A 23,414-nucleotide genomic window follows, 5' to 3' on the forward strand; every position below is an offset into this window, starting at 1 on the left:
GGCAAAGCCCATGTCGGCGAACACCTTCGTGATGAACGGGAAGGAGCAGCGCGACAGGCGCAGTCCGGGAAGGGCTCCATCCCGGTCCTGAACGTCGGCGGGCTGGGGCATCAGGGTCAGAGCGCGCCCGTCCGTGTCCACCATCACCTGCCGCTCGCGGCCCTTCACCTTCTTTCCCGCATCATAGCCCGGAGGTCCCCCGCTCTCGGTGGTCTTGACCGATTGGCTATCGATCACGGCGGCGCTCGGGGACGCCTCGCGCCCGCCCCTCTCCCGATCGGCCATGACGAGCAAGGGGTTTAGGGTCTCAAACAGGCCCGTGTCACGCCACAGAGCGAACCAGCGATACACGGTGGTTCGGGGCGGGAACTCACGCGGGAGGAGCCGCCACGCGATGCCGCCCCGCAGCATGTAGAAGATTGCGTTTACGATCTCCCGAAGCGGCCGCGCCCGAGGTCGCGCGCGCCGGTTCGGGGCAGGCATGAGGGGCTCGATGAGAGCCCATTCGGCATCGGTGAGATCGGTTTTGTAGCGCAGGTGATCACGGCTATGCTGCCGCCGAGTGGTTGGGGTCCACATCGCGGTTCCAAGAAGGCTTCGACATCCTCCCGGAATCACCCGCGCCCCAGCTACTCAACCCTCTTCGGTCCGGACCCTCAGACCCTCTTGGTTCAGCCGTTGATGGGGCGTGCAAACCTGAGCAAGTCTGCTAGCCTTCCGCTGGAACTACTCCCGAGGCGATCAGCTAGCCCCTCCAGAGGCATCCCTGATTGGGGCTCATGATCATGGAGTTCAGCCATGGTGATGTACCACGGCGACAATCGTAGCCTTCAGCAGCAGTTCGGCAGCGAGGCTTTGGCCAACCGGTTCTTGGAAACCATTGTCCATGAGAGATTCACCGACGCCGACAAGCAGTTCATCGAGGGAAGCAGCTTTTTCTTCCTGGCTACGGCTGATGCAGACGGCAGGCCCGACTGCTCGTTCAAAGGCGGTCTACCGGGCTTTGTCCGTGTGATCGCACCTGATGTTCTGGTATTCCCGGATTATGACGGGAACGGCATGTTCAAGAGCCTGGGCAATATCAGAGCCAATCCACATGTAGGGCTCTTATTCATCTCCTTCGAGGAGCGGCGACGTCGGATTCGAGTGAATGGGACGGCCAATCTTTCGTTTGATGGCCCGTTGCTTGAGAGTTTCCCAGGCGGTCAGGTTCTCGTTCGGGTCACGCCGGAGCACATCTTTCCGAATTGTCCTCGCTACATTCCAAAGATGCAGATGGTTGAAGCCTCAGAATATGTCCCGCACGAGGGCTGCGTGCCACCTGAACCGGAGTGGAAGGGCCGGAAGGAGTTTGAGGACGTTGTTCCACCTCGCAGACTCTGACAGCCTGATGCTGCGGCGGTTTGGCCAATGCCGCTCCTCGTTGCGGTAGGTTCCTGCGGTCCGGGAGACCGCCTCAACCTCGCCGAAAGCTCACGAGGCTATTTTCGGTCCGGGCTCTAAGGTAATCGCGGAGTGCCTCCCAAAAGACCGTTCGCAGCGGTTCGTAGAGGAACACCTTGCTCATAGTGCGTCCCTTGAAGCGCACCTGATCCCTATCTTCCACCTTGTGGCCGAAGCGCCGGCGATCTGGGTCGAAGACCCAAATCTCGCCCGTTTCGGCATCAAAGTCCGAAAGCCGAATCAGAAGACCCTCATGGAGGCGAAGCCCTCCGCCGGCAAGTAGCGCCCAGAGCGCCTTATTCCGGAGAGACTTCGCTTGGGCCAGAAGTTTACCGAGGTACGCGAGTGGAAAATCCTTGTTTTCCAGATCGACTTGGATGCCTCCGCGGATTGGACTCCTGAGGCCTCTAGGCCGAGTCAAGTTGCTACTCACCCGTACGACGCCACCAATCATCGATTGCTGCCGAAACCGTGCCTTCTCCGCCTCCGACCAGCGCTCGACACCATTGATTGCGGAGAAGGTGACTTCAAGATCAAGGAGGTTGGCGGTTATACCCTCGCCGGAAAGAGCCGAGACCGCGCGCAACCCCTCATCACGGGCGAATCGAAGGAACAGGTTCACGCCGGCAAGTGTTGGCACAAAACTTGCGCGCGCGGGCCCCTCGACCAAGCCGATTTCGCAAGCATAGTTGACCAACCCTGGCAGTTCCGGATAACCCGTCTTGGCTCCATCCCGCAAGAAGATCGGGTAGCCGCTCATCGCCTCCGCGATCTGGACTGCCGTGGTAGGCCATACGGAAAACGCCGCACTCGATCAGGGAGTCCACAAACTTGGCGGCTGCGAGCTTGTAACGTCTCTTCGACGTTCCACGGTTTTCACGCTGATCCAAGAAGCGACCGAAGCCGATCAGGGGCTCGACGACAATTCCGCCATCCATGATGTGGATGTCGTCCACTCCCCCATCGGCACGGGGGAGTTTGACCCGCGTGAGATGCTTGAGGGCCATAACGGTCCGTTGAATATCCCGGCGTCCAAGGACGCCAGGGCTGCTTCCCCGAGAGCCCCAAAAGCCTTACTCACGGTGCAACTGTATGGTTAACATTGGGTTACCAAGCTTACTTTGAATGTGCAGCGAGCCTTGGTTCAGAGAAGCGGCCGGCGACGTGAGAGACAAGGTCTACAGGCAGGCAGTCACCGCCACCGGAATGGGCTGCATGCGGCGCTGGAGGCCGAGAAGTTCCTAGCCGTGCAGGAAGATGTCCTCATCGATGCCGAGTTGGGTGGCCCAAAGGAAGCGATGGTCAGCGCCTGGGATTGAACGGAATTCTTCTGGCGATCTCAGGGTTGGCGCAATTGCGAGGCATTGACCCGAGCGCATTCGCGACATGCCCGGGAATTCGGCGCGCTGGCGCGTTGCCGGTTTACCGTGACGACATCCGCATCCGCCCCTGCTGCCCGCGGAACGCTACGGGCGGTGACAGCGGATGGACCTGCGTGTATGGCCCATACCCTGCAGAGCAGGCTTTGCTTATGATCTGACCCGCCAAGCAGCCGAAGAAGAGCCCTGCCTCTCAATCTGACGGGTCGGAGCGGTGTGCCTCCTTCCGGGCGGCACGGGGGATAACGCCTTGGATTGGGACAAGATCAGGATCTTCTACACGGTCGCGGAGGCGGGCAGCTTTACGCGCGCCGGAGATGAACTCGGCCTCAGCCAGTCCGCCGTCAGTCGTCAGATCAGTGCTCTCGAGCGCGAGCTCAAGGCTCCCCTCTTCCATCGGCATGCCCGTGGCCTGATTCTGACCGAACAGGGAGATCTCCTGTTTCGCGCCGCGAAGGACATGCGGATGCGGCTCGAGACCACCCGGGCCCGTCTGACCGAAAGCGGCGAGAGGCCGACCGGCACTCTCAAAGTGACCACGACGGTTGGGTTGGGCTCGATCTGGCTCGCACAACGCATCGCCGAGTTCCTCGACCTCTACCCGGAGGTCCGCGTCGAGCTCCTCCTGACAAATGAGGAACTCGACCTTTCTATGCGGGAGGCTGACGTCGCGATCCGGCTCCGCCGCCCGGCGCAGGGTGACCTGATCCAGCGCCGTCTCTTCACGGTGCACTTCCACGCCTACGCGTCCTCGGACTACATCAAGCGTTTCGGCGAGCCGAAAACGCTCGAGGATCTGGATCAGCACAGGCTAGTCGCCTTCGGCGGCGACCAGCCCACCTACCTCCTCGCAGTGCACTGGCTCGCCACCGTCGGGCGCGAGCCTCATGAGCCACGGACCTATCACTGCATCACGAACAACATCACCGCCCTGAAACTCATGGTGGAGACCGGAGCCGGGATCGGAGTCCTGCCGGACTATGCGCTCGACGGCCAAGCGACCCTCATCCAGATCCTTCGGGACGTCGAAATGCCCTCCCTCGACAGCTATCTCGTCTATGCCGAGGAGATGAAGTCGCTCGCCCGCGTTCAGGCCTTCAGGGATTTCCTCGTCGCGAAAGCCCAGCGCTGGACGTTCTGACGCCGGAGCGGCTGCGCGCGAAATCGCACGGGGATCCTTTTGGCCGAATGTCGCTATCGTCTCTGCTCAGAGAATAGGACTTCGGCCCGCGATCGATGAGCTATGCAGCAGGCGCAGCCCTTTCATGATGCTTCTTGCATTGCGAAGCGGCAGACGGGGCGTCATCTTCATACACGGCTGATGCGAAGCGGCGTTGTCTTCCTCCCGATGACGCCGTGTCGGCCGTTCCCCTCTGGAAGGTTTTCGGCTTTAGCCGAACCTCACTTTTAGCCGGGCCTTTGGCCCGGCTTTTTTCGTCAGACGAACAACCTCTCGCTGTCGAGCCCCTTGTAGAGATCCGCGACGTATTCTCCGTAACCGTTGAAGATGAGCGTAGGCCGCTGCTCATCGGTGCCGAGAATACGTTCCGTCGCCTGGCTCCACCGCGGGTGCGGAACCTTCGGATTCACATTCGCCCAGAATCCGTATTCGCTCGATTGCAGCGCCTCCCAGAAGCTCTTCGGCCGCTCCTCCGTGAAGCTGAAACGCACCAGCGACTTCACGGATTTGAACCCGTATTTCCAGGGCACTGCGAGGCGCAACGGCGCCCCGAACTGATTCGAGAGCGGCTTTCCGTAGGCGCCCGTGACCAGGAAAGTCAGCTCATTTGCCGCCTCCGGCATGGTAAGCCCCTCGGTATAGGGCCAGGGATACCACACCTGACGCTGCCCCGGCGCGACGGACCTGTCGAGGAACGTCTGCATCTTCAGGTACTTCGCCGACCCGAGCGGCTTCGCGAGGTCGAGAAAGGCCTTCATCGGGAAGCCCGTCCACGGGACGGCCATGGCCCAGGCCTCCACACACCGAAGCCGATACAGCCTCTCCTCGAGCGGCATCTTCCGGATCAGGTCATCGAAGCCGATCTCGAACGGCTTCTCGACGAGCCCATCCACGACGACCGTCCAGGGCCGGATCTTCAGCGCCTTCGCTGCGACCGCGACGCTCTTCGACGAGCCGAACTCGTAGAAGTTGTTGTAGTCCGCCGAGAAGCGTTCCGGCGTGATCGCTCGATCGAGGGCGAAGCTCTCGTTCCGCTTTGCCGGGTAGAGGTCGAAGGTGGGATCCGCCCGCTGTGCGGCGGCCGGACCGCCGAGCGCAGCCGCTCCGATCAGGCCGGCAGTGCCTGCAAGGAGGCTCCGCCTGTTCAGGAACACGGTTTCCGGCGTCGCCTCATGCTCCGGCAACTCCCAGCTGCGCAGCCGCCTGATCAACATGGTGCTCTCCGAAGCTTCACTTGCAATCTCGAAGCAATGGGCGCCCGGCGCAAATCACGGGTGTGAGAGCGTGCCTTGGCCCTCCTGGGCCAGAACCTCGTCACGCAACGCCCGCCGGAGCACCTTGCCGACATTCGTTTTGGGGAGGCTGTCCCGAAACTCGATCCGTCGCGGGATCTTATAACCCGTGAGATTCGCGCGGCAGAACTCTCGCAATTCGCCGGCCGTCAAAGTTCCATCCCTCGGCACGACATAGGCGGCAACGATTTCGCCCGACTGACCGTCAGGCAGGCCGATAACCGCCGCCTCCATGACTTTCGGATGGCGCACTAGGACGTCCTCGACCTCGTTCGGATAGACGTTGAAGCCGGAGACGAGAACCATGTCCTTGAGGCGGTCGACGATCTCGACCTGCCCATCCGGGCGCAGAATGGCGATATCGCCGGTACGAAAGAAGCCGTCCGGCGTCATGACCTTCGCGGTCTCGTCCGGACGATGCCAATAGCCCGCCATGACCTGCGGGCCGCGGATGCACAATTCTCCCTTCTCTCCGGTCGGAACCGGACTGCCGTCCGCATTCCGGATCGATATATCCGTCGACGGAAGCGGGTAGCCGACCGTGCCGGAGAATTCAGCGAGGTCGAGCGGGTTGGCGCAAGCGACGGGCGAGGTTTCGGACAGCCCGTATCCCTCGATGATCGGGCGACCGGTGACTTCCTTCCAGCGCCTTGCGACGGCCTCCTGGGTTGCCATTCCACCGGAAACGCAGAGCACTACCTTCGAGAAATCGACCCGCCGGATATCCGCGTGGCTCGCCAACGCGTTGTAGAGTGTGTTCACGCCGGACATGAGAGAAAACTGGCACTGGCGCAGCGTCTTGATGAAGCCCGGGACGTCACGCGGATTCGCGATCAACAACTGGCACGCCCCCAGCCTCGTCATCAGGAGAGCGCAGACCGTCAGGGCAAAGATGTGATAGAGCGGTAGCGCCGTAACCATGACATGGTCGGCGCGTTCGCCCAGGAATGGGCGCATCCAGGCTTCACATTGCGCGACGTTCGCGGCGACGTTTCGGTGCAGCAGGACAGCGCCCTTCGGGATGCCTGTCGTTCCCCCAGTGTACTGGAGGAAAGCGACATCATCACGAGTCACGGCAACGGGCTGCGGAGGTGTCCGCCGTCCGGTGGCGAGCACCGCCGTGAATGTGAAACTGCCCGTCAGCGTGAACGGCCGCACTGCTTTCTTCACGCGCCGGGAGACCAGGTTCACCAAGGCCCCCTTCATACCTAAGAGATCGCCGGGCGCGACAACGACGATGCGATCAAGCGTCAGGTTCTGCAGGGCGTCCTCTACCGTCGCCCCGAAATTTTCGAGGACGAACAATGTCCGGGCGCCGGAGTCGTTCAATTGCTGCGTGAGCTCCCGCGGCGTGTAGAGCGGATTCACGTTGACGATCGTCATGCCGGCGCGGAGTGCGCCAAACAGGATCGGCAGATAGGCCATCACGTTGGGGAGCATGATCGCGACGCGATCACCTTTTTTGCAACCTTGTGATTGCAGCCAGGATGCAACCGCGGCAGCCGCATCCCCGATCTCGCGATACGTCAGCCGCTTTCCGAAGCTCTCGGCCGCCGGACGATCGGCAAAATCCCGGACGCTGGCCTGGAAGATGTCGACGAGTGTCCCGAGCCTCCCCTCATCGATCGTATGAGGGACCTGCGCGGGATAGGCCTTCAGCCAAGGCCTCGTTTCAGAGGCGGAATTGACGTTGTTCGCGGGTGCGGCCGTTGTGCCGTTCATCATCCTCTCTCCGCAGGATGCGAAGCGATCGTGGCGGACCAGACCGCCTGAACGGTAACAATGTGACCTGCCCGGTCGGGTTTGTCGAACGCCGTCGCGTCGGAACGCGACGGCGGATGCGATCTTCCCAGAGGAGCTCAGCCCGCCGGCTGAGCGCTATTCTGCAGGACCATGGCGGCAGGCCGCCCGGTCAGCTCGGCCATATGGTCGAAGCGGGTCGAGAACGTCCCGACCCCGGCAGTCGCAGACCGGAGCTCGATGATCAGGTCGCCGATCTCCGCCTCCGGGATGATGGCGTTGATCACGTCCCACCCGGCCCAGCCCGGCCGCGCATCGTAGCCGAGCATCTGTCCCCGCCGCGCGGTCACGAGGCCCGTCGCCTTGGAAAGAGATTCGGTCGGCACCGCAATCTCCACCGCGAGAACGGGCTCGAGCAGAACTGGTTCGGCCTTCGGAAGGGCCTCCGCGATGGCGAGACGGCCCGCTGCCTGGAAGGCGGCATCGGAGGAATCGACCGTGTGGTACGATCCTTCGACCAGACGGACCGCCAGATCGACCACCGGAAAGCCAAGCGGCCCCTTTCGAAGCGCATCGCGAACCCCGGTCTCGACCGATGGAATGTATTGCCGCGGGATCACGCCGCCTGTGATGGCGTCCTCGAAGGCGAAGCCTTCGCCCCGGGGCAACGGCCGCACCTCGATCACGGCATCCCCGAACTGGCCGTGCCCACCCGTCTGCTTCTTGTGCCGCCCGCGCGCGGAGGCCGGAGCCTTTATGGTCTCGCAATAGCCGACGCGCAGCTTTGCGGAATCGACCGTCACCTGAAACCGGGAGGCAAGCCGCTCGATCGCGACCCTGAGATGCATCTCGCCCTGGCCGAGCAGGCGCATCTCTCCCATTTCCGGACGCGGCTCGACGACGAGGGCCGGGTCCTCCTCGACCAGCTTCGCCAAGGCGGATGTCAGACGCACATCGTCCTTTCGGTCCTTGACCCTGAGGGCGAGCCCATAGACCGGTTCGGGCGGAACCGGCGAGACGATGCTTTCGGGCCTCACCTTCCCGGCTGCGAAGCAATCCCCCGTTGCGATCCCCTCGAGACGCCCGAAGGCGACAGTCGAGCCGACCTCCGCCTCGGTCATGCGGGTCTGCGCGGCGCCGACGAGCGTTGCGAGGCTCGCGATCCGGGTCTCGCCCCCGCGCGAGCCGACCACGGTGTCACCCTCGCGGAACGTGCCGCGAAGCACCCGGCCAATGGAGCTCTTGCCGCCATGGGCCGAGTGGAATGTCTTGAGTACCTGTGCGATCGGCGGGCCATCCTCCGCGACGCCGAGGCGGGCGCGGGTTTCGGCGATGGACGGGACCTCGTGGCGCAGCGCCTTCAGGAGTCGCGTGACGCCATTGCCGCGCTCCGCGGCTCCGATCAGAACCGGCAGCACGTGACGCTCACGCAATTCGCGGGCGAGGTCGTCGAAGACGCGGTCGCGCGGCGGCTCGATCTCCGAGATGAGATCCTCCATCAGCGCGTCGTCATAGTCGGCGAGGCGTTCGAGCATGGCGAAGCGCGCCTCACGCTCGGCGGGCAATTCGCCCTCGGGCATGTCGACGATCTCGCTGGGGGCATGCTCCCGATAGATGAAGGCCCGCTCGAGGGCGAGATCGATGAAGCCGACGGCAATTCCCTGCTGCCAGATGGGAATCTGCCGCAGCATGAGCGGAGTCCGCGATGCGCGCTGGAGGACAGCGAGCGAATCCTGGAGTCGCTGGCTCGCTGTGTCGATCTTGTTGATGAAAAGGAATCGGGGAATGTCGGCCTCTTCGAGATCCCGCAGCACGATCTCGAGGGCCGGAATTTTGCGCTCGTCGGCCTCGCATACCACGATGGCAGCGTCGCAAGCCGGGGTCACCGTCCGCATGTCGTGCAGGAACTCGACCGAGCCGGGGCAATCGATGAAGGTCATCGAGTCGCCTAGGAACGAGACCGTGGCGATATTCGGCTCGACTCCCATGCGATGGGCGCGGGCCTCTGCACTGGAATTTCCGCCGGACTCTCCGGGTGCCGTCCGGCCGGATTTCTGGTTGCCTCCCGTACGCGCGATGATCGCGTCGAGAAGCGTGGTCTTACCGCTCTGGAAGGGGCCGACGATTGCGACGCATCGTGGGCCCGACGCTGGTCTGCCGGTGGGTGCCATGGGTGTTCATCCTTCCTGCCCCCCTCGGGCGCTCTAACCGCATCGGCGCCTTGGGGGTGATGCTCTGCCTCTCTCGCTCACTTGGCAAGAGGGCCCATCGCAAAGCTCAAGCTGGCGTAGGTCGGGATTCCGAAGAGCGTCTGGCACGCGACGATTTCGCAGGATGAAAGAATGCTCGAGCGACAAGAGCGTCAGGCCGAACCCTCGCCCACCAAACCGGCCATTGCTCATCCGTCCTGCGGAGGATCTCAGCGCTCAATCCTTGGCAGAGCCGCCGGAGAGCAGACTTCGGAAAAGCGAGCGAGAGGATTCGGCGCGACTTGTTCAGATGAGCGCGCGGTTCCCGCTGCACGCCTTTGCGCGTTTACGAGGCCCGTCCGGTTCCGCCGCAGCCTCGCCATCCGCGTGCTCGCCGCGGCGCACCACCGTCATGCGGTAGATGGTCACCGGGCCTGCCCGGAGGAGATTCATGGCAGAGACCACCATCTCCGCGAGCCGGGCCGGCGTGACGTCGTCACCCGGGATATCGAGGAGGAAGTCACGGGCCTCGACATATCCCCCATTGGTGAAATCGACGCGAAAATCGGCCTTCACCCGAAAACGGGAGGTCTGATCCGGCCGGTATGCGGGCGCATCCGGATCCGGATGGTAAACCTGCGGAAACGTGCTCATCCCTGCGCGCGCCGGAACCGGAAGCTCCGATCCGGCGCGCAGGCCGCTTCGCGCCCGCAAATGGGCTGAGAGCGCAGGCTCACCGCAGGGAGGCGCAGAAGCGCTGGATCCGGTGGCAGGCCTCCTCGAGCAACTCGTTGGAGGTCGCATACGAGATCCGGAAGTTCGGGCCGAGCCCGAAGGCCGAACCGTGAACAGCAGCGACCCCCTCGGTCTCCAGGAGCTCGGACACGAAATCCTCGTCGGTCTCGATCTTCTTGCCCGTCGACGACGTCCGGCCGATCGCCTCGGCACAGGAGGGGTAAACGTAGAAGGCGCCCTCGGGCATGGGGCAGCGGATGCCCTTGGCCTGGTTGAGCATCGAGACCACAAGGTCGCGACGCTCCTCGAAAGCCGCCCGGAAACGCGGCAGATGGTCCTGTGGTCCGTCGAGCGCCTCGACGGCAGCCCATTGCGCAATCGAGCAGGCACCCGATGTCTGCTGGCCCTGCACGAAGTCCATGGCCTTCACGAGATGCTCGGGACCGGCCGCATAGCCGATGCGCCAGCCCGTCATGGCATAGGCCTTGGACACCCCGTTCATCGTCAGCGTGCGGTCATAGAGGCCGGGCTCGACCTGGGCGGGCGTCACGAACTCGAAGTCGCCGTAGGTCAGGTGCTCGTACATGTCGTCCGTGAGCACCCAGACATGCGGGTGGCGCATCAGGACGTCCGTGATGGCTTTCATCTCCGCGCGCGTATAGGCGGCGCCGGAAGGATTCGACGGTGAATTCAGGATGATCCACTTGGTCCTTGGCGTGATCGCGCGCTCCAGCAGTTCCGGCTGCAGCTTGAAATTGTCCTCGATCGTCGTGTCGACGAAGACCGGTGTCCCGCCGCAAAGGCCGACCATCTCCGGGTAGGAAACCCAATAGGGCGTCGGGACGATCACCTCGTCTCCCGGATTGAGAGTCGCGAGAAGAGCATTGTAGATGACCTGCTTGCCGCCGGTGCCGACGATCGTCTGCGACGGCTTGTAGTCGAGGCCGTTCTCCCGCTTGAACTTGCGAGCGATCGCCTCACGCAACGGCACGATGCCCGAGACTGGCGTGTATTTCGTCTCGCCACGGTCGATGGCGCGCTTCGCCGCTTCCTTGATGTTGTCCGGCGTATCGAAATCCGGCTCGCCGACAGAAAGGCTGATCACGTTCCGGCCCTGGGCTTTCAGATCTCGGGCTTTCTGAGTGATAACGATCGTCGCCGATGGCTTGATGCGGGACAGGGCATCGGACAAAAAGCCCATGACATTTCTCCGGGGGAGTCGATAAACGGCTGGAATGCGGCGGCGCGGAACCTAGTCCGGGGTCGGCGCGCAGGCAAGCGAGAACGCTCGAGCCCGTCCGGATCGCGCGAAAATGTCCAGGAGTTGTTCATGATCATCAATCGCCGCTTCGTCCTCGGCGGTCTCGCCGGGATCGTCGCAGCCGGCACCCTGCCCGTCGCTCCTACTCATGCGCAGGACTTCCCGTCCCGGATCATCAGGATGGTCGTCCCGTATCCTGCCGGCGGACCGACGGATGGCATCGCCCGCATCGTCGCCGAGGAGATCGGCCGGAGTCTTGGCCAGAACGTCATCATCGAGAATGTCGCAGGCGCCTCCGGGGCGGTCGGGACGCGCGCCGTCGCGAGGGCCGAGCCCGACGGTTACACGCTCGTCTTCGGGAACAACCAGACGCACGGCAACAACATGTTCCTCCTGAAGGATCCGGGATACGACGCGGTCAAGGACTTCGCGCCTCTCGCGGGTGCCGGCGCCTTCGAGCATGTCTTCGTCGTCAGCAATCAGCTGCCCGTGAAGTCGATCCGCGAGTTGATCGATCTCGCGAAGAAGGAACCCGGCAAGCTCAATTACGGCTCGACCGGGATCGGCTCCGGCTCTCATCTCTCGACCGAGCTTTTCATGGTGCGCACCGGCATCAAGATGACTCATGTGCCTTTCCGGGGCGCGGCTCCCTTGGTGCAGGAACTCGTCGCCGGGCGGATCGATGTCGCGAACTCGACTCTCCCGAGCGTGCTCGGGCAGATCCAGGGCGGCCAGATCCGTGCGATCGGACTCGGGAGCCCGCAGCGCAATGCCCAGATCCCGGACGTGCCGACACTGCGCGAGCAGGGGATCACCAACGCCGACGCGGAATCCTGGGCGGCATTCTTCGCCCCGGCGGCTACGCCGAAGCCAACTCTCGATCGCCTCTCGGGCGAAATCATCACTGCCTTGAACAAGCCGGAGATCCGGGATCGCATCACGAAACTCGGGTTCACCCTGAATGTGCGGGCCCCCGAGGAATTCCGACCCTACCACGCCCATGAGATGCAGGTCTGGGCGGACATCATGAAAGCCGCGAACCTCAAGCCGGCAGAGTGAGGACCTGCGTTGAATCTGTTCTCTCGACTTCAGGAGCGCGCACAGGCCGGGCAACGGGTGCGCGCCGCTCTCATCGGAGCCGGCAAGTTCGGCTCGATGTTCCTCGCGCAGGTCCCGACCATTCCGGGCCTCGAGGTGACAGCGATCGCCGACCTCGACCCCGATCGTGCGCGCCTCGCATGCCGGACTGTCGGGTGGGACGAGGAGCGTATTCGCGGCACTCGCTTCGTCGCCAGCGGCATCGAGGCGGCAAGTCTCGATGGCGTCGATGTCGTGATCGAGGCCACCGGATCGCCCGAAGCCGGGATCCGGCATGCACTCGCGGCCTTCGCCGCGAAGCGGCATGTCGTGATGGTCAATGTCGAAGCCGACGTCCTCGCGGGGCCCGTTCTGGCCCGGTATGCGCGCGAAGCCGGCGTCGTATATTCGATGGCTTACGGCGACCAGCCTGCTCTCATTGCAGAGATGGTCGACTGGGCGCGCGCCGCAGGATTCACGATCGCCGCCGCGGGAAAGGGCACGAAATATCTTCCCCTTTACCACGCGGTCACGCCTGACGACGTGTGGACGCATTACGGACTCACGCCCGAAGCGGCGAAAGCCGCGGGCATGAATCCGCAAATGTTCAATTCCTTTCTCGACGGCACGAAATCCGCCATCGAGATGGCGGCCGTCGCGAATGCCTGCGAGTTGTACGTGCCCGAAGACGGCTTGTCGTTTCCGCCTTGCGGCGTCGACGATCTTGCTCACGTGCTGCGTTCTCGCGACGTTGGCGGGCAACTCGCTCGTGACGGCATGGTGGAAGTGGTCTCGTCACTCGAACGGGACGGACGGCCCGTATTCCGCGACCTACGCTGGGGCGTCTATGTCGTCCTCAAGGCGCCGAACGATTACGCGGCTGCATGCTTTCGGCAGTATGGTCTGCCGACCGACTCCACCGGCCGCTATGCGGCCATGTACAAGCTCTTCCACCTGATTGGCCTCGAGCTCTCGATTTCGGTTCTGAATGCCGCGCTGAGAGGTGAGCCGACCGGCGCGACCAGGGCTTGGCGGGGCGATGCCGTTGCAGTCGCAAAGCGCGATCTCGAGCCCGGCACTCTCCTGGATGGAGAGGGCGGCTATACCGTGTACGGGCGTCTCATGCCCGCTGCGCGGAGTCTCTCGATGCGAGCATTGCCGATCGGCCTTGCACACGGCGTCCGACTTGCCCGCCCGGTGGCAGCAGGAGCGGTCGTCACGAAATCCGATCTGGGCGCGCTCCCGGCCGGTGAGGCCGCTCGCCTCCGGGCTGAGCTGGAAGCGACGGAAGAATTCGTTCATCCTACCAGTTCATCGGCGATTTAGAACCGGCTGCTACCCCTCGGTCAACGACAGGAGGGGTGAATGAGCAGACTCGGACATAGCGCTCTTGTAACTGCTGACGCGTCTCGGTCGGTCGTATCGACCGATGGTGCGGGTCATCTTCGGGCCGCGAGAGAACTGCTCCATTCGAGCGCGGCCTGACTTCGATGCTGTTCTCCGCATTCCGCAATGCTCCCTCGGCGCAGGGTCGCACGCCGAGTACGAGCCGGCTCCCGCCGCGACATGCGCCGCATCTCACCTTCGCGCTCGCGGTTTTGATGGGGCTCGTCATCCTGTCGCTTCTGACGGCTGCTCACCCGTTCTCATGGAGGATTGGAACCATCGTGCTCCCATGACTTGATAGTACTGGGTTAGCGCGATTGAACTCGCGCGGTTACCACATAGCTCCAGACGCATTGCGCCATGGAGCTTTCCACATGAAGACGCTGTCGCTTGCCCTGCTCGCTTCGTCGGTTTTCCTGACGCTCGTGATCGCGCGCCCAGCGCATCCTCAGGAGGACCAGCGATTTCGGACCGAGAAAGCTGAAATCGCGGTCGAGACGGTTGCTGGCGGATTGCAGAATCCCTGGAGCCTCGCATTCCTGCCGGATGGCCGCATGCTCGTGACCGAGCGCCCGGGACATCTGCGCATCGTGAGCTCGGACGGGCAACTTTCCGGGCCGGTCTCCGGACTGCCGCGCATCGCGGCGCGCGGCCAAGGCGGATTGCTGGACGTGGCTCTCGATCCGGATTTCGCTGCGAACCGCCGGATCTATCTCAGCTTTGCCGAGGACCGCGGTGAGGGTCGGGCCGGGACGAGCGTTGCCAGAGCTCAGCTTGCGCCCGATGAATCCTCCCTCCAAGCCGTGGAGGTCATCTTCCGGCAGCAACCATCCCATGCCGGGGGGAATCATTTCGGATCACGCCTCGTCTTCGACCGGAAGGGTAATCTGTTCGTCACGCTGGGCGACAGATTCGACCTGAAAGCAGAGGCTCAGAATCCCGCCAATCACATCGGCAAGATCGTCCGGATCACCACGGACGGGCAGCCTGCTCCGAACAATCCCGTCCTGTCACGCGCGGGAGCGCGACCGGAGATCTGGTCTCTCGGGCACCGCAACGTCCAGGCGGCGACCCTCCACCCGGACAGTGGTGAGTTGTGGACGGTCGAGCACGGCGCACGGGGCGGAGACGAGCTCAATATTCCTCAGGCCGGCCGGAATTACGGATGGCCCGTCATCACCTATGGGGTGGATTATTCCGGCGCTCGGATCGGCGAAGGCACTGCGAAACCCGGTCTCGAGCAGCCCGTCTTCTATTGGGATCCGTCAATCGCCCCCTCCGGAATGGCGTTCTACACGGGCGACAAGTTTCCCGAGTGGCGCGGAAGCGTGCTGATCGGAGCCCTGGCGGGACGACATGTCGCCCGTCTCGAGACATCCGGGAACAAGATCACGCACCAGGAGCAGATTCTTCAGGGCTTGCGGGAGCGCATTCGTGACGTGCGGCAAGGTCCGGATGGCTTCCTGTACCTCCTGACCGACTCCTCCGACGGTCGGATCCTGCGGGTGAAGCCGGCGAGCTGACGCGACTCGAGCGTCCGTGCAGCGCATTCGGCTGGGTGCCATTCAGAGCGACCCCTTGAAGATGAAGAACGCGCCGGCAGCAATCAGCGCGAACCCGATGGCGTGATTCATCCCGATCGGCTCGTTCAGATAAAGAACCGAAAATCCTGCGAAGACGATGAGCGTGATTACCTCCTGCATCGTCTTAAGTTCGGCAGCCGAATAGACGGAGGAACCTATCCGGTTGGCCGGCACGGCCAGCCAATATTCCACGAATGCAATACCCCAGCTCGCCAACACGGCAATCCAGAGCGGGGTCATCTTGAATTTGAGATGGCCGTACCACGCGAAGGTCATGAAGACATTCGAAGCGATCAGGAGAAGAACAGGCGCGACATAGGGGTTCATGAGGTACAATGGTTAGAATGGCCGAAGCCGGTTGCGATTCTGCGAGAGAGCGAGGAGTGCCGGCAATCGATTCGGGGTCAGGTTGGAATGCGCTCCGAAGTTCCAGCCTCGGCTGAACCGGCCTCGACTCACCCGAACCTGATTTTCATGACCAGGATCGTGCCAACGAGGACGAGGCTGACGGAATTCGCGAGGATCAGGGGCAGATCCCCTCGGAGGAAGCCGTAGACGAGCCACAGCACGATCCCCAAAGTGAAAGCACCTTGAGTCATAAGTGAGATGGACCGGGTATCCCTCGTCCGAATGGTCTTCAGCGCTTGTGGGATCCAGCAGAGGGTCGTCAGAAGCGCTGCCGCAAGGCCAAGGATTTCCGCCGGGAGCATCGAAGCACCGATTCGTCGAGGTCGTCGCGGAGCATCTACCCGGTGGCACGGCCGTAGCACAGACCTTGGCCATTCATGAGCGGGTGAGACGGTCCCGAGGCCAGAAGGAGACCGCGCACCACAGCGCATCGGATCCCGCTCGAGTGCGCCCGGGTGCCACCCCCGATGAGGACCGAACCGAAGCCGAGGATCGGTGTTGAATCCCGGAAAGGAGAGAAGCCGCTATGGATATTGCACTCGACAAGGTTTGCGACCTCATCGCCCGAGCCAGGGCGGTCGACGTGAAAGAGGACGCGACTGACCCCGATTCCGGGTCGAATCCTACAGACGACGGCAGCCTCGATTCGCTGACCGCGAATCCGGATGACGCGACCGAGCAGGAAATCCGCGATGTGATCGCAGGACTCAACGACGACGAGCGCGCCGATCTGATCGCCCTCGTCTATATCGGGCGCGGCGACATGGACCCGGAGGAATGGGGCAGCGCCGTTCGACTGGCCCGGGAGCGAGAGCAGTCGAGCAGCAGTAGCACGGCAGATTACCTGCTCGGCATCCCCAATCTCGGTGATCTTCTGGATGAAGCCCTCGCCGCGATGGGCCGCAGCTGCACGTGACGACGACGGCAGATCGCGCGGGAGAATTTCAGACGAGTGCCTGGAGGCTTTCCGGGATCGGATTCACGAGAGCGAGCACAGCTTCCCGAACGCGGTGCTCGTGAACCGGCACGCTTGTGATCCGGCCGCCGACGAATCCGAGCCACGTGACGATTGGGATCTCGCAGGGGAACTTCCGCGACCTCGGGAACCCTTCTCCTGCGCATCATGCGCCGTCATATTGAGACGATGGCGAAATCACCGAAAAAGCCGAAACTTTCCACCGGCAAGGCATCCAAGCCCGAACTGAAGCCTCTGGATCCCTACCTTGCGGAACTCCTCAACCCTGCCGTGAACCGGGAGCGGGAGGATGCGGAGGGATTTGCCGAACGCGCGCAGGAAACCTTTGCCTATGGCGCCGTGACGGATGTCGACCCGGCTCTGGCGAAGAGGCTCGGTCTGAAAGGACCGGACGGCGGCCCCGACCTGCCGGAAGATTCGGTCGTCGACGGCACGCTGGCGGCAGATGGTGTCTCCGCGACCGTTCAGGCCCTGACCCAGCTGCTCACCGAGGGCAATCCTCTCTTCAAGGATGGGAAGGCCTGGACACCGCATCGGCCGCCGCGTCCCGAGAAGTCCGAAGGGGGCATCTCCTTCCGGATCAAATCGGATTTCGAGCCGGCTGGCGACCAGCCGCAGGCTATTTCAGAGCTCGTGGAGGGGATTTCCCGCCATGAGCGCGATCAGGTGCTCCTCGGGGTCACGGGATCCGGCAAAACCTTCACGATGGCCAAGGTCATCGAGGCGACGCAGCGCCCGGCCTTGATCCTCGCTCCCAACAAGACCCTCGCCGCACAGCTCTATGGAGAGTTCAAGTCGTTCTTCCCGGACAACGCGGTCGAGTATTTCGTCTCGTATTACGACTACTACCAGCCGGAAGCCTACGTTCCACGCTCGGACACCTATATCGAGAAGGAATCCTCGATCAACGAGCAGATCGACAGGATGCGACACGCAGCGACACGTGCCCTCCTCGAGCGGGACGACGTGATCATCGTCGCGTCGGTGTCATGCATTTACGGTATCGGCTCCGTCGAGACCTACACGGCGATGAGCTTCTCGCTGAAGATCGGGGAGCGGATCGAGCAGCGGCAGCTGATCGCTGATCTCGTCACTCTCCAATACAAGCGTATTCAGAACGACTTCCAGCGCGGCACATTCCGCGTGCGGGGCGATGTCATCGAGCTCTTTCCCGCTCACTTGGAAGATCGGGCCTGGCGCATCGGGCTGTTCGGAGACGAGATCGAGAGCATCGTCGAGTTCGACCCGTTGACGGGCAAGAAAACGAACGATCTTCAATTCGTGAAGGTTTACGCCAATTCGCATTACGTTACGCCGCGCCCGACACTGCAGCAGGCCGTGAAAGGCATCAAGGACGAGCTGAAGGGCCGTGTCGTCGAACTGACACGCATGGGCCGGCTGCTCGAGGCCCAGCGGCTCGAGCAACGCACCACGTTCGACCTCGAGATGATCGAGGCAACGGGGGCGTGCAACGGCATTGAGAATTATTCGCGTTACCTGACCGGGCGGAAACCCGGGGAACCGCCCCCGACGCTATTCGAATACCTGCCCGACAATGCGCTCGTGTTCACCGACGAGAGTCACGTAACCGTGCCGCAGATCGGCGGCATGTATCGCGGAGACTTTCGCCGCAAGGCCACGCTCGCCGAGTATGGCTTCCGCCTCCCCTCCTGCATGGACAACCGTCCCCTCCGATTCGAGGAGTGGGACGCGATGCGTCCGCAGAGCGTCCACGTTTCGGCGACGCCGGGCCGCTGGGAGATGGAACAGACCGGCGGCGTGTTCGTCGAGCAGGTCATCCGCCCGACCGGTCTCATCGATCCGGTCATCGACATACGCCCGGCGCGGAGCCAGGTCGACGATCTTCTGGGAGAGGTCAAGAGCCTCGCGGCCAAGGGCTATCGGACGCTGGTGACGACGCTCACCAAGCGCATGGCCGAGGACCTCACCGAATATCTGCACGAAAACGGTGTCCGGGTGCGCTACATGCATTCCGATATCGACACGATCGAGCGCATCGAGATCATTCGCGACCTGAGGCTCGGTACGTTCGACGTGCTCGTCGGCATCAACCTGCTTCGCGAGGGGCTCGACATTCCCGAATGCGCGCTCGTCGCGATTCTGGATGCCGACAAGGAAGGCTTCCTTCGCTCGGAAACATCACTCATCCAGACTATCGGCCGGGCGGCCCGCAACGCCGAAGGGCGCGTCATTCTTTACGCCGATCGGGAGACCGGCTCGATGGAGCGCGCCATCGCGGAGACGAACCGTCGTCGCGAGAAGCAGCTCGCCTATAACGAACAGCACGGCATCACGCCGGAAACGATCCGCAAGAACATTGCGGATATTCTGGACAGCGTCTACGAGCGCGATCACGTGACTGTCGATACCGGCTTTGCCGAGGCAGCAGGCACGGTCGGGCACAACCTCAAAGCCGTGATCGCCGATCTTGAGAAGCGGATGCGCGAAGCGGCTGCCAACCTCGAATTCGAGGAGGCCGCCCGTCTCAGGGACGAGCTCAAGCGGCTTCAGGCGACGGAACTCGCGATCGGAGATGACCCACTCGCCCGGCAGAATTCCGTCGAGCGTGAGGCGGGACGATATTCGGGCGAGCGCCGATACGGTGCGAGCGCCAATCTCCCGCCGGAGTCCTCCCGAGGAACGCGGGTGCGAGCGCCGGATCTCGACGATATGGGCCCCGGAACCGACCGGGAGATCCCCTTGTCGACGCAGCCGCGGCCTCCTGGGCGATCCACTCAGGGAGTTGCGGGGCAGAGGCCGAAATACAAGGGGCGGAAACGATAGCGTCTCATCGATCCGTCATCTGCTTCGCACCGGTCGCTTCAGTGTGATTCGGTGCAGCATTGCAGGACTTGGTCGTGCGGCTGAAGGCCACGACCGAGTTTCGCGGGAACAGGACCCGCATGGAAACGTTGGTGAAATGACGATCGGGTGCCGCCGCAGCCGACACTCATGACGCGACGTTGACCCACACATGCCCAACAGTACCGACAAGCAGGATCCTCGAAGAGGGTATCGGTCAAGTTTGCCCGATACCGTCGGCACGCTGTTCAAGCCAGCATATCCGGTCGTGGCGCCATCGGTTCAGCAACAGCTCGGACTGCGCCTTCGCCAATACTACGAGTCGCTCGTTCCCGAGGAGTGTCCTATTCCCGACCATTTCATCGAGATCATCGGCCGCCTCGACCAGGCGCTCCCGGAGAACCGTTCATGACGATTGATTCCAGTCTCCGCGACCACATGCTTCGCGCGACTCCGAATCTACGCGCCTTTGCAATTTCATTGACGAGCAATGTCGATCGTGCAGACGACCTTGTCCAGGAGACTCTTGTCCGCGCAATCGCCAATATCCATCGCTTTCAGCCGGGCACGAATATGCAGGCTTGGCTTTTCACGATCCTCCGCAACCTCTTCCATTCGGAATACCGGAAGCGGCGTCGCGAGGTCGAGGATGCAGATGGAAAATATGCGGCGACGCTGGCGGTTCAGCCCGCGCAGGGCGCGCATCTCGATTTCGACGATTTGCAGAAAGCCCTCGCGCGTCTCCCGCATGACCAGCGAGAAGCTCTTCTTCTGGTCGGCGCCTCCGGGTTCTCCTACGAGCAGGCTGCCGAGATCTGCGGGTGCGCCGTCGGAACGATCAAGAGCCGCGTGAATCGCGCTCGCACGCGTCTCGCGGAACTCATGCGCCTGGAAGATCTCGAAGAGGAACTCGGCCCGGACCGCCTCACCCTCTCGGCTCTGCAAGCGGTCGCGTAGGGTCTCATACCTATCCGAATCGATCAGAACCGATAGAACCACCGGATGCGACCGTTTCCGGCGGGTATCGGGATCCTGAGTTCCGTCCGATGAGGCTCGATCTCATGTTTTCTGCGTTATCGCCGCCGAAACTGACCCCGCTGTGGCGGACGCGGACCGGGCGCCGCCCCGGAATCCTTGTGGCGGAAGATCAGGCGACCCTTTTCCAGATCGTAGGGTGACATCTCCACCGTGACCCGATCGCCGGTCAGGGTCTTGATCCGGTTCTTCTTCATTTTTCCCGCCGTGTAGGCGACCACCTCGTGCCCGTTGTCGAGCTGGACGCGATAGCGCGCGTCGGGAAGAATTTCGGTCACGAGCCCTTCGAATGTAATCAGCTCTTCTTTCGCCATACTCTACCTTTCGTTCGTCACAGCAAAAAAGCCGCTCCGCCTCGGAACGGCTCCGCCGGACTGCGAGAGCGTCCCGACTCGTCGACCGGAAGCGCGCGCGCAAGCCCACTGTTCAGTCGCGCCAGCCCTTTGGCTTCTTCGTGGCGCACCCTTTCGTCGTCCGCAGCCTCTGCATCGGCGCTCATGGAGCACGAGTTCCTGGCTGCGCCAACGGCCCCGTTAAATGGGGAGCAGAGTGCTGCTCCGCATCCCTATAGCATGTCAAGCCCGCAAATATCACCTGCTCCGGATCCGCTGCCACGACTTGGACCGAACGAAGGCGGAGGGTGCTCCTCCCCTGGACTATCGCGCCGGCCGCGGCATCCGGCATGGCCGACTTCTCTCGCATTGGCGGCGCGGTGGCCCTATATCGGCAGTTCGACAGGACAAAAGGGAACAATGGCCGGCATTTCCGTCAGCCTTGAGGGTGACAACATCCAACTCGCCTTCGAAAAAGGCGACCAGGCAACTGCCGTCGTGATGGACGCCGAGGCAGCCCGGTCCCTGACGCGCGCCCTTCACCAGCTCCTCGTATCGCTCGGCGAGGCCGGAGACGATGAAGAGCTCGGCGATATGGTCGACATCACTTCACCGTCGGTAGAAATAGGTCTCGACGACAACGGACAGGCCGTGATTGCCCTTCAGGCCGGCGAGATGCCGCCCTTCATGTTGCGCCTGAAGGACGACGAGGCCCGCCACATCGCCGAAGGGCTGCTCGAGATTCTCCGGAGCCCGAGGGACGTACGGACCTCCCTGGGTGGGCATTGATGAGGCTGACCTCGTAACGCCCACCCTGCGGCCGAGGCGGGTCACCCGTATTGGTCTCACCCGTCGCGGTACGGGCGCGGCGGATGCAGCCGCGTTTGCTCACTCGTTACATCCGGGTGCCGGGGTCGGTCGGTGGGCCCGGCAGGTAGTCCGGCTCGGATCCGGGACCGGTCGGCTCGGAGATTCCAGGGTCGTTCACGGGATAGGGAGTCCGTGGCCCGGTCGGGCCGATATCGGGCACTTCGGTGGGATCGCCCGGAGGCACCTCCGAGGGTGGCCTTCCGGGATCACGGGTCGGTTTGCCAGGGTTCGCCATGGCGGGGTCCTTTCTCTCATTCCTTGGGTCAACCGCCCGTTCGGAGAGAGAGTTCCAGCCAGGCTTTCGCCTTTCAGCCCCTTCGATTCCCGCGCAGTCCTTCGAGAGAGCATCTTCCGTACGTGAACTATCTCCGCAGCGCCGAGCCGCTGGGGCTTGTGATCTGCCCCAAGCGAGAGTCGCCTGTGACGAACTCGCAAGCCTCTGATCGCGTGTGAGGTTTGGTATTCGGCAAGCATTCGTTTTGACTGGTTTGCGCCGGCTGTGTGGACCCGCTTCCTTGCAAATTGCTCGCCGGTTTGCGGGGTGATTCCATCCGACCCGGCGCCGGGCGGCGGTCTAGCATGGGCCACAATCGCTTGACCCACTGCACAGGCGATGTGCTCAACGCGGTGCTGGCGGCCATGGGCTACAACTTCCGGCTCCTGCCCAAGCGGCTGGCGCTTCGGTGGCCTTCCTCCGGGGCTGATCACAGCCGCCCTGAACCGTCCATAACAGCATCAGCCAACTTGATCAGCCGTTCTTCACGGACGCCCCGATCTCGTCCGTATCCTCACTCGGCCTCGACCTGCAGACCATCATAGGCCGGCTCGACATGCGGCGGCAGGTCGCGGCGCAGCGTCTCGTAGTCGAGATCCGTGTGCAGGTTCGTCAGGATCGCCCGCCTGGGGCGGACCCGCTCGATCAGGGCCAGAGCCTCATCCACGAGAAATGCGCCGGATGCGGCGCATAGCGCAAGGCGTCCAGGATCAGGATGTCCAGACCCTCGAGGCTCGGCAGGCTCTCCTCGCGGATGCGGCTGACGTCCGGCGCATCGGCGATCCGGCCGAACCGGAAGCCCAGGGTCGCAATCTCACCATGGATCAGCCGGAATGGCAGAGCCTCCACGAGACCGCCCGGTAAGGCACTGCGCCACAGCCGCACCGTATCCTCGCGCACCCCGAAGGCTTCGGCGATCCACGGGCTCGTCCAGCCCCCCAGGGTCAGCAGGATCGCCCGTGCCCGATCCGCCTCGCCCCGTTCCCGCGAGCGGCTCAGGGCGATGAGGTCACGCCGCTGCAAGGCGCTCGCCACAACAGGAGATCGGCCCACCATGATGCTCATCCTGAAGCAAACCAGAAAAGGGAATCACACCCAGCATTCGTTGGCCACCCCGCCAAAACCTGCTTAGGAGGTGGGAAGTTGCTCTCCGTCAGCTCCCCACGGGTTCTTGCCTCAAAAGCTCGATGCCAAAGCCGCTAAGGCCTGAACCAACGCCAACCATTGTCATCCTACCTCGCGCGCCTGCGGTGCCCGGCACAGGGACCAATGCCGCTGAATGCCAGCGCAATCACCACATCCGGTTCATTCAGGAGGAAGAGCACGCCGCTTGGCGGAGGGCGACAAACTATGGTCGGTGCAGTCTGGCCGAGACAGCGGTGGGCCGCTACAAAGCCCTGATGGGGCCAGGACTTCGCGCCCGCACGCTTA

22 protein-coding genes and 1 pseudogene are annotated in these 23,414 nt (G+C 63.0%); 10 read left to right on the forward strand and 13 right to left on the reverse strand.

The features are described from left to right. The coding region (locus BN1233_RS41465) for an IS5 family transposase (RefSeq protein WP_046869559.1) at nucleotides 1-579 on the reverse strand (579 nt) is incomplete at its 3' end. A 219-nt stretch (nucleotides 580-798) separates the two neighbouring features. On the opposite strand from BN1233_RS41465, the gene BN1233_RS41470 reads away from it, so the two are divergent. Next, nucleotides 799-1,383 (forward strand): pyridoxamine 5'-phosphate oxidase family protein, encoded by a 585-nt coding sequence (locus BN1233_RS41470; RefSeq protein ID WP_046869540.1) that lies wholly within the window; start codon nucleotides 799-801, stop codon nucleotides 1,381-1,383. A gap of 73 nt (nucleotides 1,384-1,456) precedes the next feature. Here BN1233_RS41470 and BN1233_RS41475 read toward each other — a convergent pair whose 3' ends face one another. Continuing rightward, the gene (locus BN1233_RS41475) at nucleotides 1,457-2,203 is read right to left on the reverse strand and encodes a site-specific integrase (protein WP_046869541.1); all 747 of its coding nucleotides are present in this window, start codon (nucleotides 2,201-2,203) and stop codon (nucleotides 1,457-1,459) included. An 869-nt stretch (nucleotides 2,204-3,072) separates the two neighbouring features. Here BN1233_RS41475 and BN1233_RS41490 point away from each other — a divergent pair. Next, nucleotides 3,073-3,963, forward strand: a complete 891-nt coding sequence (locus BN1233_RS41490; protein WP_046869544.1) for a LysR family transcriptional regulator — start codon at nucleotides 3,073-3,075, stop codon at nucleotides 3,961-3,963. A gap of 296 nt (nucleotides 3,964-4,259) precedes the next feature. Here the strand turns inward: BN1233_RS41490 and msrP are convergent, their stop codons facing one another. From msrP to BN1233_RS41515, 5 genes are all read right to left on the reverse strand, one after another. Further along, a complete protein-coding gene (gene msrP, locus BN1233_RS41495; RefSeq protein ID WP_046869545.1) occupies nucleotides 4,260-5,216 on the reverse strand; it encodes a protein-methionine-sulfoxide reductase catalytic subunit MsrP in 957 nt (318 codons plus the stop codon). Nucleotides 5,217-5,270: 54 nt separating this feature from the next. Then, nucleotides 5,271-7,016: an AMP-binding protein gene (locus BN1233_RS41500; protein WP_046869560.1), complete on the reverse strand. Its 1,746-nt coding sequence runs from the start codon at nucleotides 7,014-7,016 to the stop codon at nucleotides 5,271-5,273. Between the two features lie 137 nt (nucleotides 7,017-7,153). Continuing rightward, the gene (locus BN1233_RS41505) at nucleotides 7,154-9,205 is read right to left on the reverse strand and encodes an elongation factor G (RefSeq protein WP_046869546.1); all 2,052 of its coding nucleotides are present in this window, start codon (nucleotides 9,203-9,205) and stop codon (nucleotides 7,154-7,156) included. Nucleotides 9,206-9,529: 324 nt separating this feature from the next. Continuing rightward, nucleotides 9,530-9,877, reverse strand: a complete 348-nt coding sequence (locus tag BN1233_RS48090; protein ID WP_147707854.1) for a hypothetical protein — start codon at nucleotides 9,875-9,877, stop codon at nucleotides 9,530-9,532. A gap of 79 nt (nucleotides 9,878-9,956) precedes the next feature. Next, the gene (locus tag BN1233_RS41515) at nucleotides 9,957-11,159 is read right to left on the reverse strand and encodes a pyridoxal phosphate-dependent aminotransferase (RefSeq protein WP_046869547.1); all 1,203 of its coding nucleotides are present in this window, start codon (nucleotides 11,157-11,159) and stop codon (nucleotides 9,957-9,959) included. 129 nt (nucleotides 11,160-11,288) lie between these two features. Here BN1233_RS41515 and BN1233_RS41520 point away from each other — a divergent pair, with 129 nt between their 5' ends. The 3 genes from BN1233_RS41520 to BN1233_RS41535 all read left to right on the forward strand — a co-directional run bounded on the left by BN1233_RS41520 (nucleotide 11,289) and on the right by BN1233_RS41535 (nucleotide 15,205). Further along, nucleotides 11,289-12,278 (forward strand): Bug family tripartite tricarboxylate transporter substrate binding protein, encoded by a 990-nt coding sequence (locus tag BN1233_RS41520; protein WP_046869548.1) that lies wholly within the window; start codon nucleotides 11,289-11,291, stop codon nucleotides 12,276-12,278. A gap of 9 nt (nucleotides 12,279-12,287) precedes the next feature. Beyond that, nucleotides 12,288-13,622: an NAD(P)H-dependent oxidoreductase gene (locus BN1233_RS41525; protein ID WP_046869549.1), complete on the forward strand. Its 1,335-nt coding sequence runs from the start codon at nucleotides 12,288-12,290 to the stop codon at nucleotides 13,620-13,622. Nucleotides 13,623-14,056: 434 nt separating this feature from the next. Then, nucleotides 14,057-15,205 (forward strand): PQQ-dependent sugar dehydrogenase, encoded by a 1,149-nt coding sequence (locus BN1233_RS41535; RefSeq protein WP_052764145.1) that lies wholly within the window; start codon nucleotides 14,057-14,059, stop codon nucleotides 15,203-15,205. A gap of 42 nt (nucleotides 15,206-15,247) precedes the next feature. Here the strand turns inward: BN1233_RS41535 and BN1233_RS41540 are convergent, their stop codons facing one another. Together BN1233_RS41540 and BN1233_RS41545 are read right to left on the reverse strand one after the other, a co-directional pair. Further along, nucleotides 15,248-15,592 carry a DMT family protein gene (locus tag BN1233_RS41540; RefSeq protein ID WP_046869563.1) on the reverse strand — a complete coding sequence of 115 codons (345 nt, stop codon included), beginning with the start codon at nucleotides 15,590-15,592 and terminating at the stop codon, nucleotides 15,248-15,250. A gap of 128 nt (nucleotides 15,593-15,720) precedes the next feature. After that, entirely contained in the window at nucleotides 15,721-15,975 is a 255-nt protein-coding gene (locus BN1233_RS41545) for a SemiSWEET transporter (protein ID WP_046869551.1), read from the reverse strand. 224 nt (nucleotides 15,976-16,199) lie between these two features. Between BN1233_RS41545 and BN1233_RS41550 the strand changes: the two genes are divergently transcribed. From BN1233_RS41550 to BN1233_RS41565, 4 genes are all read left to right on the forward strand, one after another. Further along, nucleotides 16,200-16,589 (forward strand): DUF3775 domain-containing protein, encoded by a 390-nt coding sequence (locus tag BN1233_RS41550; protein ID WP_046869552.1) that lies wholly within the window; start codon nucleotides 16,200-16,202, stop codon nucleotides 16,587-16,589. A 228-nt stretch (nucleotides 16,590-16,817) separates the two neighbouring features. Continuing rightward, the gene (uvrB, locus tag BN1233_RS41555) at nucleotides 16,818-19,454 is read left to right on the forward strand and encodes an excinuclease ABC subunit UvrB (protein WP_082145967.1); all 2,637 of its coding nucleotides are present in this window, start codon (nucleotides 16,818-16,820) and stop codon (nucleotides 19,452-19,454) included. 241 nt (nucleotides 19,455-19,695) lie between these two features. Beyond that, entirely contained in the window at nucleotides 19,696-19,884 is a 189-nt protein-coding gene (locus BN1233_RS41560; RefSeq protein WP_046869554.1) for a NepR family anti-sigma factor, read from the forward strand. Continuing rightward, nucleotides 19,881-20,429: a sigma-70 family RNA polymerase sigma factor gene (locus tag BN1233_RS41565; RefSeq protein WP_046869555.1), complete on the forward strand. Its 549-nt coding sequence runs from the start codon at nucleotides 19,881-19,883 to the stop codon at nucleotides 20,427-20,429. Before BN1233_RS41560 ends, BN1233_RS41565 begins: the two co-directional genes overlap by 4 nt. Before the next feature lie 116 nt (nucleotides 20,430-20,545). On the opposite strand, the gene infA is transcribed toward BN1233_RS41565, so the two are convergent. Then, nucleotides 20,546-20,821 (reverse strand): translation initiation factor IF-1, encoded by a 276-nt coding sequence (gene infA, locus BN1233_RS41570; RefSeq protein ID WP_046869556.1) that lies wholly within the window; start codon nucleotides 20,819-20,821, stop codon nucleotides 20,546-20,548. A gap of 17 nt (nucleotides 20,822-20,838) precedes the next feature. Beyond that, complete coding sequence (locus tag BN1233_RS48095; protein WP_154678362.1) at nucleotides 20,839-21,006, reverse strand: hypothetical protein; 168 nt, start codon at nucleotides 21,004-21,006, stop codon at nucleotides 20,839-20,841. 253 nt (nucleotides 21,007-21,259) lie between these two features. On the opposite strand from BN1233_RS48095, the gene BN1233_RS41575 reads away from it, so the two are divergent. Beyond that, nucleotides 21,260-21,628, forward strand: a complete 369-nt coding sequence (locus BN1233_RS41575) for a hypothetical protein (RefSeq protein WP_046869557.1) — start codon at nucleotides 21,260-21,262, stop codon at nucleotides 21,626-21,628. Nucleotides 21,629-21,734: 106 nt separating this feature from the next. Here the strand turns inward: BN1233_RS41575 and BN1233_RS41580 are convergent, their stop codons facing one another. Continuing rightward, complete coding sequence (locus BN1233_RS41580; protein WP_046869558.1) at nucleotides 21,735-21,944, reverse strand: hypothetical protein; 210 nt, start codon at nucleotides 21,942-21,944, stop codon at nucleotides 21,735-21,737. 553 nt (nucleotides 21,945-22,497) lie between these two features. Next, nucleotides 22,498-22,841 (reverse strand): annotated as a pseudogene (locus BN1233_RS50380) (MBL fold metallo-hydrolase); the annotation flags it as partial. Nucleotides 22,842-23,414: the final 573 nt, after the last annotated feature.

Origin of the sequence: Microvirga massiliensis, assembly GCF_001006805.1 — a bacterium.
GTDB lineage: Bacteria > Pseudomonadota > Alphaproteobacteria > Rhizobiales > Beijerinckiaceae > Microvirga > Microvirga massiliensis.